13 protein-coding genes and 1 tRNA gene are annotated in these 13,033 nt (G+C 62.6%); 1 reads left to right on the top strand and 13 read right to left on the bottom strand.

Features of this window, described 5'->3' with window-relative positions; genetic code table 11:
- Positions 1–144: 144 nt before the first annotated feature.
- The 13 genes from nuoF to B9Z01_RS16035 all read right to left on the bottom strand — a co-directional run bounded on the left by nuoF (position 145) and on the right by B9Z01_RS16035 (position 12,244).
- Positions 145–1,473 carry an NADH-quinone oxidoreductase subunit NuoF gene (gene nuoF, locus B9Z01_RS16095; protein WP_085484669.1) on the bottom strand — a complete coding sequence of 443 codons (1,329 nt, stop codon included), beginning with the start codon at positions 1,471–1,473 and terminating at the stop codon, positions 145–147.
- Positions 1,470–1,955, bottom strand: a complete 486-nt coding sequence (gene nuoE / locus B9Z01_RS16090; RefSeq protein ID WP_085484667.1) for an NADH-quinone oxidoreductase subunit NuoE — start codon at positions 1,953–1,955, stop codon at positions 1,470–1,472. The genes nuoF and nuoE overlap by 4 nt, the downstream gene beginning before the upstream one ends.
- A 133-nt stretch (positions 1,956–2,088) precedes the next feature.
- A complete protein-coding gene (locus tag B9Z01_RS16085) occupies positions 2,089–3,342 on the bottom strand; it encodes an NADH-quinone oxidoreductase subunit D (protein WP_085484665.1) in 1,254 nt (417 codons plus the stop codon).
- Positions 3,343–3,351: 9 nt separating this feature from the next.
- Entirely contained in the window at positions 3,352–3,954 is a 603-nt protein-coding gene (locus tag B9Z01_RS16080) for an NADH-quinone oxidoreductase subunit C (RefSeq protein ID WP_085484663.1), read from the bottom strand.
- Positions 3,955–3,974: 20 nt separating this feature from the next.
- Positions 3,975–4,454, bottom strand: coding sequence for a NuoB/complex I 20 kDa subunit family protein (locus B9Z01_RS16075; RefSeq protein ID WP_006052903.1), 480 nt, complete (start codon positions 4,452–4,454; stop codon positions 3,975–3,977).
- Positions 4,455–4,516: 62 nt separating this feature from the next.
- Positions 4,517–4,876 carry an NADH-quinone oxidoreductase subunit A gene (locus B9Z01_RS16070; RefSeq protein WP_025496704.1) on the bottom strand — a complete coding sequence of 120 codons (360 nt, stop codon included), beginning with the start codon at positions 4,874–4,876 and terminating at the stop codon, positions 4,517–4,519.
- Positions 4,877–5,034: 158 nt separating this feature from the next.
- A tRNA-Leu gene (locus B9Z01_RS16065) sits at positions 5,035–5,119 on the bottom strand.
- 112 nt (positions 5,120–5,231) lie between these two features.
- Positions 5,232–5,621: a preprotein translocase subunit SecG gene (secG, locus tag B9Z01_RS16060; RefSeq protein WP_085484661.1), complete on the bottom strand. Its 390-nt coding sequence runs from the start codon at positions 5,619–5,621 to the stop codon at positions 5,232–5,234.
- An 82-nt stretch (positions 5,622–5,703) separates the two neighbouring features.
- Positions 5,704–6,480 carry a triose-phosphate isomerase gene (gene tpiA / locus B9Z01_RS16055; RefSeq protein ID WP_085484659.1) on the bottom strand — a complete coding sequence of 259 codons (777 nt, stop codon included), beginning with the start codon at positions 6,478–6,480 and terminating at the stop codon, positions 5,704–5,706.
- A 182-nt stretch (positions 6,481–6,662) separates the two neighbouring features.
- Positions 6,663–7,679 carry an NAD(P)H-quinone oxidoreductase gene (locus B9Z01_RS16050; RefSeq protein WP_085484657.1) on the bottom strand — a complete coding sequence of 339 codons (1,017 nt, stop codon included), beginning with the start codon at positions 7,677–7,679 and terminating at the stop codon, positions 6,663–6,665.
- A 142-nt stretch (positions 7,680–7,821) separates the two neighbouring features.
- The gene (pnp, locus tag B9Z01_RS16045) at positions 7,822–9,969 is read right to left on the bottom strand and encodes a polyribonucleotide nucleotidyltransferase (RefSeq protein ID WP_208626020.1); all 2,148 of its coding nucleotides are present in this window, start codon (positions 9,967–9,969) and stop codon (positions 7,822–7,824) included.
- 347 nt (positions 9,970–10,316) lie between these two features.
- Positions 10,317–10,589, bottom strand: coding sequence for a 30S ribosomal protein S15 (rpsO, locus tag B9Z01_RS16040; protein WP_008920609.1), 273 nt, complete (start codon positions 10,587–10,589; stop codon positions 10,317–10,319).
- A 251-nt stretch (positions 10,590–10,840) separates the two neighbouring features.
- Positions 10,841–12,244, bottom strand: a complete 1,404-nt coding sequence (locus B9Z01_RS16035; RefSeq protein ID WP_085484652.1) for a branched-chain amino acid ABC transporter substrate-binding protein — start codon at positions 12,242–12,244, stop codon at positions 10,841–10,843.
- A gap of 189 nt (positions 12,245–12,433) precedes the next feature.
- Between B9Z01_RS16035 and B9Z01_RS16030 the strand changes: the two genes are divergently transcribed.
- Positions 12,434–12,985, top strand: a complete 552-nt coding sequence (locus B9Z01_RS16030) for a hypothetical protein (protein ID WP_085484650.1) — start codon at positions 12,434–12,436, stop codon at positions 12,983–12,985.
- Positions 12,986–13,033 lie beyond the last annotated feature (48 nt).

Raw genomic sequence — 13,033 nt, 5'->3', positions numbered from 1 at the left:
CTTCCTTAACCTGTTACCGCTCAATCGTTCGCCTCTTCACCACCGCTCTCGGGCGATGAATCCTGCGGTTGAGGCGTACGTCTGGTAGTTATCCGTCAGTCAACCCTGTCGGCCTGACTCAAGCAGCCACCTCAGGCAGCCACTTCATGCAGCCACTGTTTCCGGCGCCGCCGCCGTGCCGGCATGGCCGCCGACGAGGCAATGCTTGTGGGCGACGTGATATTCGAATTCGTCCCAGTAGTGCTTGAGCATGCCGCGAACCGGCATGGCCGCTGCGTCGCCGAGCGCGCAGATCGTACGGCCCATGATGTTTTCCGCGACCGAGTTCAGCAGATCCAGGTCTTCCTGACGGCCGAGCCCATGCTCGATACGATGCACGACGCGATACAGCCAGCCCGTGCCTTCGCGGCAAGGCGTGCACTGACCGCACGACTCTTCGAAATAGAAGTACGACAGACGCAGCAGCGAGCGCACCATGCAGCGCGTCTCGTCCATCACGATCACCGCGCCCGAGCCGAGCATCGAGCCGGCCTTCGCGATCGCGTCGTAATCCATGTCGGTCTGCATCATGATGTCGCCCGGAATGACCGGCGCCGACGAGCCGCCAGGAATCACGGCCTTGATCTTCTTGCCGCCGCGGATGCCGCCGGCGAGTTCCATCAGCGTCGCGAACGGCGTGCCGAGCGGAATTTCGTAATTGCCCGGACGCTCGACGTCGCCCGACACCGAGAAAATCTTCGTGCCACCGTTGTTCGGCTTGCCGATTTCGAGGTAATTCTGCGGACCGATCGCGAGCAGGAACGGCACTGCCGCGAACGTTTCGGTGTTGTTGATCGTGGTCGGCTTGCCGTACACGCCAAAGCTTGCCGGGAACGGCGGCTTGAAGCGCGGCTGGCCCTTCTTGCCCTCGATCGATTCGAGCAGCGCGGTTTCTTCGCCGCAGATATACGCGCCGTAACCGTGGTGCGCATGCAGCTGGAACGAGAAGCCCGAGCCCATGATGTTGTCGCCGAGGAACCCGGCGCGGCGAGCTTCCTCCAACGCTTCTTCGAAGCGTTTGTAGACTTCCCAGATCTCGCCGTGGATGTAGTTATAGCCGACCGTGATGCCCATCGCGTACGCGCCGATGGCCATGCCTTCGATCAGCGAGTGCGGATTGAAGCGCAGGATGTCGCGGTCCTTGAACGTGCCCGGCTCGCCTTCGTCCGAATTGCAGACGAGGTACTTCTGACCCGGAAACTGACGCGGCATGAAGCTCCACTTCAGACCGGTCGGGAAGCCCGCACCGCCACGGCCACGCAGACCCGACGCCTTGACGTCGGCGATCACCTGCTCGGGTGGGATCTTTTCTTCCAGAATACGGCGCAGCTGGGCGTAACCGCCGCGCGCCACGTAGTCTTCGAGATGCCAGTTATCGCCGTTCAGACCAGCGAGAATCAGCGGTTTGATGTGACGATCGTGTAAAGACGTCATTTGGAAAGTTCCTCGAGCAGCTGGTCGATCTTCGCGCGGCTCATGAAGCTGCACATGCGATGGTTGTTCACCAGCATCACCGGCGCATCGCCGCACGAACCCATGCACTCACCTTCTTTCAGGGTGAACTTGCCGTCGGGCGTGGTTTCGCCGAAGTCGATGCCGAGCTTCTGCTTCAGGTATTCAGCGGCGCTCTCGGAGCCGCCATCCGGGCCGAGCTGGCACGGCAGGTTCGTGCAAAGCGTGATCTTGTGCTTGCCGACCGGCGAGGTCTCGTACATCGTGTAGAAGGTTGCCACCTCCTGCACGGCGACTGCCGGCATGCCGAGATAATCCGCGACGAACTGCATGAGTTCGGGCGACAGCCAGCCATGCTCTTCCTGAGCAGTAGCCAACGCCGACATCACGGCGGACTGTTTCTGATCGGCGGGATACTTCGCGATCGCACGATCGATTTCTTTCAGGCCTTCAGCTGAGATCATTTTCAGACACGACTCTTTCAATTCCTACCGAACGAAAACCCGTCGCTCATATCTTGCTGCGACAGACCCGGCGTTCCTTTGCTTGACGCGCGTGCCGGTGTGGTAACCGGAGACGCACGTCGATGAATACGTCCTAGCGATCCACTTCGCCGAACACGATGTCCTGCGTGCCGATGATCGTCACTGCGTCGGCGATCATGTGCCCGCGCGCCATTTCGTCGAGCGCGGACAGGTGCGCATAGCCCGGTGCGCGAATCTTCAGGCGATACGGCTTGTTGGCGCCGTCCGAGATCAGATAGATGCCGAACTCGCCCTTCGGATGTTCGACCGCGGCGTACGCTTCACCTTCGGGCACATGGAAGCCCTCGGTGAACAGCTTGAAGTGATGGATCAGATCTTCCATGTTCGACTTCATGCCGACTCGCGACGGCGGCGCAACCTTGTGATTGTCCGTCATCACCGGGCCCGAATTTTTGCGCAGCCACTCAATGCACTGTTTCGCGATGCGTGTGGATTGACGCATTTCTTCGACGCGCACCAGATAACGGTCGTAGCAGTCGCCGTTCACGCCAACGGGAATGTCGAAGTCGAGCTTGTCATACACTTCGTACGGCTGTTTCTTGCGCAGGTCCCACTCGATGCCCGAGCCGCGCAGCATCGCGCCGGTCATGCCGAGTTGCAGCGCGCGCTCCGGACTCACCACGCCGATGCCGACCAGACGCTGCTTCCAGATCCGGTTGTCGGTGAGCAGCGTTTCGTATTCATCGACGCACTTCGGAAAGCGCGTAAAGAAGTCGTCGATGAAGTCGAGCAGCGAACCCTGGCGGTTCTCGTTCATCTTCGACAATGCCTTCGCATTGCGAATCTTCGACGCCTTGTATTGCGGCATCACGTCAGGCAGATCGCGATAGACACCGCCCGGACGGTAGTAGGCCGCGTGCATCCGTGCGCCGGATACCGCTTCGTACACGTCCATCAGGTCTTCGCGCTCGCGGAACGCGTAGAGGAACACCGCCATCGCGCCGACGTCGAGCGCGTGCGCGCCGATCCACATCAGGTGATTCAGAACGCGCGTGACTTCGTCGAACAGCACGCGAATGTATTGCGCGCGCAACGGCACGTCGATGCCGAGCAGCTTTTCGATCGCCATCACATAGCCGTGCTCGTTGACCATCATCGACACGTAGTCGAGACGGTCCATGTACGGCACCGACTGGATGAACGTTTTGGTTTCGGCGAGCTTTTCAGTCGCGCGATGCAGCAGACCGATGTGCGGATCGGCGCGCTGGATGACTTCGCCGTCGAGTTCGAGCACGAGGCGCAGCACACCGTGCGCTGCCGGGTGCTGCGGGCCGAAGTTGAGCGTGTAATTCTTGATCTCTGCCATGGCGTTCTCTTAGTGTTTCAGACCGCCATAGCGATCCTCGCGGATCACGCGCGGCGTGATTTCCCGCGGCTCGATCGTCACAGGCTGATAGACGACGCGCTTCTCTTCCGGGTCGTAACGCATTTCAACGTAGCCGGAGACCGGGAAATCCTTACGGAACGGGTGACCGATGAAACCGTAGTCGGTCAGGATGCGACGCAGGTCCGGGTGACCTTCGAAGACGATGCCGTACAGGTCGAACGCTTCGCGCTCGTACCAGTTGACCGAATTCCAGATCTCGACGACGGACGGCAGGATCGGCATGTCGTCGTCCGGCGCGAACACGCGCAGACGCAGACGCCAGTTGTTCTGCACCGACAGCAGATGCAGCACGGCCGCGAAACGCGGGCCGTCGTAAGCACCGTCGGCATAGGTTTGGTAGTCGACGCCGCACAGATCGACGCATTGCTCGAAACCGAGCGAGCGTTCGTCACGCAGACGCTTTGTCACATTGAGATAGTCGGCTGCCTTCACGACGATCGTCAGCTCGCCGATGGCTTCGGTAGTGCTCAACAGGAGGCCGCCAAAGGCCGCCTCGAGGTTCGCTTTCAGGGTCTCGAGTTTGCTTGCCATATTGTGGGGAGGCGTTGGCCTTATTGACGGGCGATGGTGTTGGTGCGGCGAATCTTGGCTTGCAACTGGATTACGCCATACACGAGCGCTTCCGCTGTGGGCGGACAACCCGGCACATACACGTCGACCGGGACGATCCGGTCGCAGCCGCGCACCACCGAGTACGAATAGTGGTAATAGCCGCCGCCGTTCGCGCACGAGCCCATCGAGATCACCCAGCGCGGCTCGGCCATCTGGTCGTAGACCTTGCGCAAAGCGGGCGCCATCTTGTTGCACAGCGTGCCGGCGACGATCATTACGTCCGACTGGCGCGGACTCGGACGAAACACCACGCCGAAACGGTCGAGGTCATAACGGGCCGCACCCGCATGCATCATTTCGACCGCACAGCACGCAAGACCGAACGTCATCGGCCACAACGAGCCGGTGCGCGTCCAGTTGATCAGTTTGTCCGCCGTGGTGGTGACAAACCCTTCTTTCAAGACCCCTTCGATACTCATTTGCTTTCCACTCCAGACGGGGCGGCAAGCCTGGCCACCCACGCAAACCGGCGATTAATCCATCATTCCCAGTCGAGGCCGCCCTTCTTCCAGATGTAGGCAAAGCCAAGCAGGAATTCGAGCAGGAAAATCATCATTGCCATGAAGCCAGTCCAGCCGATATCGCGCAGGGCCACGCCCCACGGAAACAGGAATGCGGTCTCAAGGTCGAAAATGATGAAGAGAATGGCGACGAGGTAGTAGCGCACGTCGAACTTCATGCGCGCATCTTCGAATGCTTCGAAGCCGCACTCGTACGGTGCGTTTTTCTCGGTGTCGGGCTTGTTGGGACCGAGGATCTTGCCAATACTGACCAGTGCTACGCCTAAACCGGTGCCCACAATGAGGAACAACAAAACGGGGAAATAGGCTGCGAGGTTCAAGACAATCCTCAATCGGTTGGTTCTGAGTGCCCTCAGGAGCATAGCACCCCTGACGCTAAATCACTTCTTCAACGCACATGACGCAAGCGCTACGATCATGCGCCAGAAGTGAAAATGCCAGCCGAAGCGAAGCAAGCGGCTGGCATTTAGATAACATTTGGTGCCGACGGCGAGACTCGAACTCGCACAGCTTTCGCCACTACCCCCTCAAGATAGCGTGTCTACCAATTTCACCACGTCGGCACTCTATGCAATCCGGGAAAACAACTTATAAAACCCGCGAATCGCTTCAAGACTTGAATTGTAACTTGTTTAAGCAGTTTGTTCAACGCACAAAAGCACGTCTGACGAAAATTTATTTCGGCACGCCCGTAGCCGGAACCGACGCTGGCGAAGCCGGTGCCGCAGCCTGGGCCGGCGCCGAAACAGGAGCCGGCGCCGACGCGCCAGCAGGTGCCGCCGGTGCGGTCACTGCCGCGCCAAGCACGCCAGCAGAAGGTTTCGTGTGATACGCGCCGAGGTAAGTAAGCGCCAGCGTCGTGATGAAAAACACGGCGGCGAGCACAGCCGTGGTACGCGACAGAAAGTTAGCCGAGCCCGTCGCGCCGAACAGACTGCCCGAGGCGCCGCTGCCGAACGCCGCGCCCATGTCGGCGCCTTTGCCGTGCTGCAGCAAGACGAGTCCGATGACCCCGAGCGCCGACAGCAACTGAACGACGATAATCAATGTTTTCAAATACAGCATCACACTCACCTGAGTCTTTATTTAACCGCGCCGCACACAACGTGCCGCGCGAAATGGAGTCATCCTCGCCGAGGCGCCCTGCTCAACCGGCGACGCTCGTGACGGCCGCCGCCCTGCAGATCGCCAGGAAATCCTGGTCTTTCAATGACGCGCCGCCGATCAGGCCACCGTCGATATCCGGCTGGCGGAACAGTTCTTCCGCGTTTTCCGGTTTGACGCTGCCGCCGTACAGTAACGGCACGTCCGCCGCGCCCTTCGCCGCAAGACGCGCACGCAGGAACGCATGCACCGCCTGAGCCTGCTCCGCGGTCGCGCTCTTGCCGGTGCCGATCGCCCAGACCGGCTCGTAAGCAACAACGAGACGGGCCGCTTCCTGCGCCGACAGCTTCGCCAGCACTTCATCGAGTTGCGCGCCGACCACCTGCTCGGTCGAACCGGCTTCGCGCTCTTCGAGCGTTTCGCCCACGCAGACGATCGGCGTCAAACCCGCTTCCAGCGCGCGCTGCGTTTTTACCGCAACCAGTTCGGCGCTTTCGCGATGGTACGCACGACGCTCCGAGTGCCCGACGATTGCGAGCATGGCGCCGAAATCCGTCACCATCGGCGCGGCTACTTCACCGGTATAGGCGCCATGCGTGAACGCGGAGACGTCCTGCACGCCCCACTCGACCCGGCTGCCTTCGAGCAACGCCTGCGTCTGCGCGAGATAGACACCCGGCACACACACCCCAACACGCACGTCGGCCGGCAATTCGCCGGAGCCTTGCGCCACAGCCTGCAACAGCGTGGCATTCGCGGCGAGGCGCCCGTGCATCTTCCAGTTACCGACTACCAGTTTGGCTCGTTGCTGTTTCGACATCGTCTCGTGTTGTCCTGTTTTGCGTGTACTGCCAGCGGATACCAGCGGACTTCGTGCGCGGCATTTCCTGCATTCATTCCCCGCTTTCCGCCCCTCGCCCGCAGTCCGCCCGTCGGGTTTATCCGGCGCGCGCAAAACGTGCAATTTTACTGCGTGGGGGGAAGCGGGTCAAACCAGCCGTGTCAAGCGTCCTGCTTCCAGCTCAGCACGATCTTGCCGACGTGCGCGCTGCTTTCCATCAGCGCATGCGCTTCGGCAGCCTGCGCGGCCGGAAGCACGCGATACACGATCGGCTTGATGCGGCCGGCTTCGAGATGCGGCCACACGCGCTCCTTCAGTTGCGCGGCGATCCGCGCCTTGAATTCGATCGGCCGCGGACGCAGCGTCGAGCCGGTCACCGTCAAACGGCGGCGCAATACCTCGTGCAGATTCAGTTCCGCTTTCGCTCCGCCGAGGAGCGCGATCAGCACGAGGCGCCCGCCGTCGGCCAGCGCCGTAAGCTCGCGCGGCACGTAGCTGCCCGCCACCATGTCGAGAATCACGTCGACGCCGCGATCGTTCGTCAGCGACTTGATGACCTCGACGAAATCTTCCGTCTTGTAGTTGATCGCGCGCTCCGCGCCCAACGCTTCGCACGCGCGGCATTTTTCGTCCGACCCCGCCGTCGCGAACACGCGAAAACCAAGCGCGTGCGCAATCTGGATCGCCGTCACGCCGATGCCGCTCGAGCCGCCCTGCACGAGCAGCGTTTCGTTCGGCCCGCCCTCGCCCTGGCCGAGCTGCGCGCGGTTGAACACGTTGCTCCATACCGTGAAGAAGGTCTCGGGCAGCGACGCCGCCTCGACGTCCGACAACCCCGCCGGCACCGGCAGGCATTGCAGCAGCGGCGCGCTCGCGTACTCCGCGTAGCCGCCGCCCGCGAGCAGCGCGCACACGCGATCGCCGATTTTCAGGCCGAACGGGTTGTTCTTCTCGTCGATCGTGCCGCCGACAATCTCGCCCGCCACCTCCAACCCAGGCAGGTCAGATGCACCCGGGGGCGGCGCATAGCCGCCCTTGCGCTGAAACACATCCGGACGATTGATGCCGGACGCCGCCACCTTGATCAGCACCTCGCCTGCCTTGGGTTGCGGCATCGGCCGCTCCGCCAGCTTGAGGACTTCAGGCGCACCGAATTCGGTGATTTCGATCGCTTTCATCTGCGTCAACTCCAAGATTGGATTGCGTTGCCTACCCGTTGCAGGCATCTGCCGCGCCGCCGTTTGAATCCGCAACGCAATCCATCCTGCATGAAAAACGGCCGGAGCGCATACACGCTGCCGGCCGTTGTCCGCTACCGCGTTACTGCGGCGTCGGTTCGCCTTGCGGCGCACCGTTCGCGGCGTCGTTCAGCAAAGCCTTCGCCGACAGACGCACACGACCCTTCTCGTCCGTCTGGATGACCTTGACCTTCACCTGCTGGCCATCCTTCAGATAGTCGTTGATGTCCTTGATGCGCTCGTTGGCGATCTCGGAGATATGCAGCAGACCGTCCTTGCCCGGCAGGATGTTCACGATCGCGCCGAAATCCAGCAGCTTGAGCACGGTGCCTTCGTACACCTGGCCCACTTCGACTTCGAGCGTGATGTTCTCGATACGCTTCTTCGCTTCGGCCATACCTTCGCTGTTCGTGCTCGCGATGGTGACGACGCCGTCGTCCGAAATGTCGATCGTCGTGCCGGTTTCCTCGGTCAGCGCACGGATCACCGAACCGCCCTTGCCGATCACGTCGCGGATCTTTTCCGGGTTGATCTTGATCGTGATCATGCGCGGTGCGAACTCCGACAATTGCGTGTTCGCGCCCGACACCGCCGTGGTCATCTTGCCGAGGATGTGCATGCGGCCTTCCTTCGCTTGCGCGAGGGCGACCTGCATGATTTCCTTGGTGATGCCCTGGATCTTGATGTCCATCTGCAGCGCGGTCACGCCGTGCTCGGTACCCGCGACCTTGAAGTCCATGTCGCCGAGGTGATCTTCGTCGCCGAGGATGTCGGTCAGCACCGCGAAGCGGTTGCCTTCGAGGATCAGACCCATCGCGATGCCCGCGACGTGCGCCTTCATCGGCACGCCTGCGTCCATCAGCGCGAGGCAGCCGCCGCACACCGAAGCCATCGACGACGAACCGTTCGACTCGGTGATTTCCGACACGACGCGGATCGAGTAGCCGAATTCATCGGCGCTCGGCAGGCACGCGACGAGCGCGCGCTTCGCGAGACGGCCGTGACCGATTTCACGGCGCTTCGGCGAACCGACGCGGCCCGTTTCGCCGGTCGCGAACGGCGGCATGTTGTAGTGGAGCATGAAGCGTTCGCGGTATTCGCCTTCGAGCGCGTCGATGTTCTGCTCGTCGCCCTTCGTGCCGAGCGTCGCGACCACCATCGCCTGCGTTTCGCCGCGCGTGAAGAGCGCCGAGCCGTGGGTACGCGGCAGCACGCCGGTACGGATTTCGATCGGGCGCACGGTGCGCGTGTCGCGGCCGTCGATACGCGGCTCGCCGTCCAGGATCTGCGTACGGACGATCTTCGCCTCGATGTCGAACAGCACGTTGCCGACCGATGCCTTGTCGGCCGCCACGGTGCCGGCTGCCGCTGCTTCTTCCTCGAGCTTCGCCGACGTTGCCGCGTAGACTTCCTTCAGCTTGGTCGAGCGAGCCTGCTTGTCGCGGATCTGGTAAGCGGCGAGCAGATCGGCTTGCGCGAGTTCCGTGACGCGCGCGATCAGCGGCTCGTTCTTCGGCGCCGGCTGCCAGTCCCATTCCGGCTTGCCGCCTTCGCGGACCAGCTCGTGGATCGCGTCGATCGCGATCTGCATCTGCTCATGGCCGAACACGACAGCGCCGAGCATCACTTCTTCGCTCAGTTGCTGCGCTTCCGATTCCACCATCAGCACCGCGCGCTCCGTACCGGCGACGACGAGGTCGAGCGCCGATTCCTTCATCTGCGGACGCGTCGGGTTCAGCACGTATTCGTTGTTGATGTAGGCCACGCGTGCCGCGCCGACCGGGCCGTTGAACGGCAGGCCCGACACCGCGAGCGCCGCCGACGCGCCGATCAGCGCGGGGATGTCGGCGGGGATTTCCGGATTCAGCGACAGCACGTGAATCACGACCTGCACTTCGTTGTAGAAGCCTTCCGGGAAGAGCGGGCGCAGCGGACGATCGATCAGGCGCGAGATCAGCGTCTCGCCTTCCGACGGACGGCCTTCGCGGCGGAAAAAGCCGCCCGGGATCTTGCCGGCGGCGTAGGTCTTTTCGAGGTAGTCGACGGTCAGCGGGAAGAAGTCCTGACCCGGCTTGGCGGTCTTTGCGCCGACCACGGTGGCCAGCACGACGGTGTCTTCGACATCGACGATCACCGCACCGCTCGCCTGGCGAGCGATTTCACCGGTTTCGAGGCGGACGGTATGCTGCCCCCACTTAAACTCTTTGACGATCTTGTTGAACATAGTCATTGCTTTTCCTCATCGTAATGCCGCGCGGACCGGAAGCGGCGCGGCAACGCCGGGGCCGGCGCCGCATGGGAAGAGTCGTGTTATGCCATTCCAGAGAACCACGCGCCACGCGAGTACGCGCGAACCGCTGGAATGACACAAAACTCCGCCCTGAAGCCCGGCCATGTTTCTGTTGCTGCTGCTTTACTGCTCGTTTTGCTGCTGATACTGCCTTGCCTGTGGGCGCCGCGCGAACCGGCATACGCCGCAGATCACAGGTGGCGCACGTCACATGAAGCGTGCCGTGCAAAAACAAAATGCCTGTATCAGCGAAACTGACACAGGCATCTTGCTGAACGACTGGCCGATTACTTACGCAGACCCAGCTTCTCGATCAGGCTGCGGTAACGATCCGCGTCCTTACCCTTCAGGTAGTCGAGCAGCTTGCGACGGCGGCTCACCATGCGCAGCAGACCGCGGCGGCTGTGGTGATCCTTCGTGTGCTCCTTGAAGTGGGAGGTCAGTTCGTTGATACGGGTCGTGAGCAGTGCGACCTGAACTTCGGGGGAGCCGGTGTCGTTGGCTGCGCGTGCGAATTGCGCGACGACTTCGGACTTCTTGCTTGCTTCAACTGCGGACATGTCGATTTCCTTGATAACTGGACAGGCGGTCACGGAAGAAAGGCCGTGCCGTGGATTACCCGTTTCACAAAATTTACTGAGCCCCGTTCATGGTTGAATCGGCTGAATCAGAACCCAGCCCCATAACGGGACGCGTATTGTAGCACAGCGTGCTCCGGCCGCGAACCCCACGGCTGGCAAGGCGGGTTGCGTACCGCTCAGGGCCTCCAGGACCGCCCGGCGCGGCCCGGCGGCCATAGCCATCGCTCGCCTCACGGACGCCGCATCTTGCACACGGTCGGCAGGATCGTGCGCTCGGACGGCAGCGCCAGCACCGTGAGGAATCCGTAGCCGGAGCCTTCGTTATCGAAACGCACGCCCGGCGTACCGGCTTTGTCCATCTCCATCACGTAAAGGGGCTGGATCAGCTGGTGGTCGTCGGCGCGCATCCACGATGCGTGAAAGCCGTTATCGAACCGGATGCCTTCGAGCGCTTTCGCGACCGCCGTCGGATCAGCGTTGCCGGCGCGCTTCATCGCGGCGGCGAGCGTTTCGATCATGAGCGGCATGCGCAGCACCGGATAGTCGTCCTGCGCGGCCGGGAAACGGGTGCGGAACGCGGCATACCAGGCGTCGGAGGCCGCTCCGCCCACGTTCGGATGCCACTCGGCCACCGCGATCACGTGACCGACACCCGCCTCGCCGAGCGCCGCCGGCGCGCCGAGGCTGTTGCCGTAGAACGTGTAGAACTTCGTGTCGAGCCCCTGCTCCCGCGCCGCCTTGACGAGCAGCGTCAGGTCGTTGCCCCAGTTGCCCGTGATCACAGCGTCCGCGCCGCTCGCGCGAATCTTCGCGATATAGGGCGCGAAGTCCTTCACGCGGCCGATCGCGTGGAATTCGTCGCCGACCACCGCGATATCCGGGCGTTTCGCCGCCAGCGTCGAGCGCGCGAGACTGCTGACGTCGTGGCCGAAGCTGTAATCCTGGTTCAGCAGATACACCTTCTTTACCGCCTTGTCGCGCTCGATCACGTCGGCGAGCGCGGCCATGCGCATGCCCGCGTGGGCGTCGAAACGGAAGTGCCAGAAGCTGCAGCTCGCGTTGGTGAGCGCGGGGTCGTCGGCGGAATAGTTGAGGAACAGTTCGCGGTTGTCCGGTTCGCGGCTGTTCTGCTTGTCGATCGCGCCGATCAGTGCGGCAGCGACCGCCGAGCTGTTGCCCTGCAGGATGTAGCCGATATGGCGGTCAGCGGCCGCGCGCAACTGCGTGAGCGCTTCCTCGGCGCTGCCTTTGCTATCGAGCACGACCAGTTCGAAGGGGTGCGCGCCGTCCGCGAGCTTCACACCGCCGTGCGCATTCACCTGCTCGACGCCGAAGCGCAGATTGCGCTCGACCGCCGCACCGGCGTTCGCGAACGGGCCGGACATGCCTTCGATCAGCGCGAGCTGGATCGGCGTGCCGGTGGGCTTATCGGCCAGTGGGCCCGCCGATCCGTTTGCTGGCTGGTTTGCCGGCTGGTTCGCCGGCTTGCCCGCGGCGTCTGCGACGGGGGCTGCCGCCACACTCATTGCCTGAGCGGCTGCCGAATTTGCCGTCGCCGCATGAACCGCACTCGCCCCCACCGCCATCGAAATCGCCGTCAGCGCCGCTGCCGCCGACCGTTGCCAGATTGCCATCGTTACCGCCCCGCCTGAATCCTCGAAGCGCGGATCATAGGATGCCGCACATGGAATAGGCAAGCCGGCGCATCCGTTACCGTTCTACCAGGAGGGCGATCACGAAGCGCGCGTCTTTTGCCGCAGCGCGTGTCAAAATGGTGCGTCTCGATGATAAGAAACGCTACTCAAACGCCATCGGAGGAATACATGCTGAACCGCCACCACCGCACGGCGGCCTCGATCGCGGCGCCGGCCGGCGCACGCCTGCGCCGCGCCGCGCTCGTCTGCCTGAGCGCACTGGCGCTCGCCGGCTGCGCACAGCCCTGGCAGCAGTACAGCCAGGGAGCGGACGCATCGACGATCATCGCGCGCCTCGGTCCGCCGCGCGAAACCTATGATCTGCCCAACGGCGGCAAGCGCCTGATGTGGCCGACCCAGCCGATGGGCGAAACCACCACCGCCGCCGACATCGACGCGGCCGGCAAAATCGTCAACATGCGCCAGGTGCTGCAGCCCAACGAGTTCTACCGCGCCGAGATCGGCAAATGGACGCGCGGCGACGTGCTCGTGAACTTCGGCCGCCCGGTCGAAACGTCCTACTTCCCGCTGATGAAGCGCGAAGTCTGGACCTATCGCTATCTCGAAGACAACGTCTGGTACATGCTGTACAGCTTCTATTTCGACGATCAGGGCATCCTGCGGCTCACGCAGAAAACGCCCGACCCGTTGCACGACCCGGATCGCCGCAGCCTGTTCTGAGCGACTCCTCACGCGTTGTGCGCGAAACCGCGCAGCGCGACGGTCCTC

Source organism: Paraburkholderia susongensis (genome assembly GCF_900177725.1).
Lineage (GTDB): Bacteria > Pseudomonadota > Gammaproteobacteria > Burkholderiales > Burkholderiaceae > Paraburkholderia > Paraburkholderia susongensis.
This window is presented reverse-complemented; position numbering and strand designations above follow the sequence as displayed.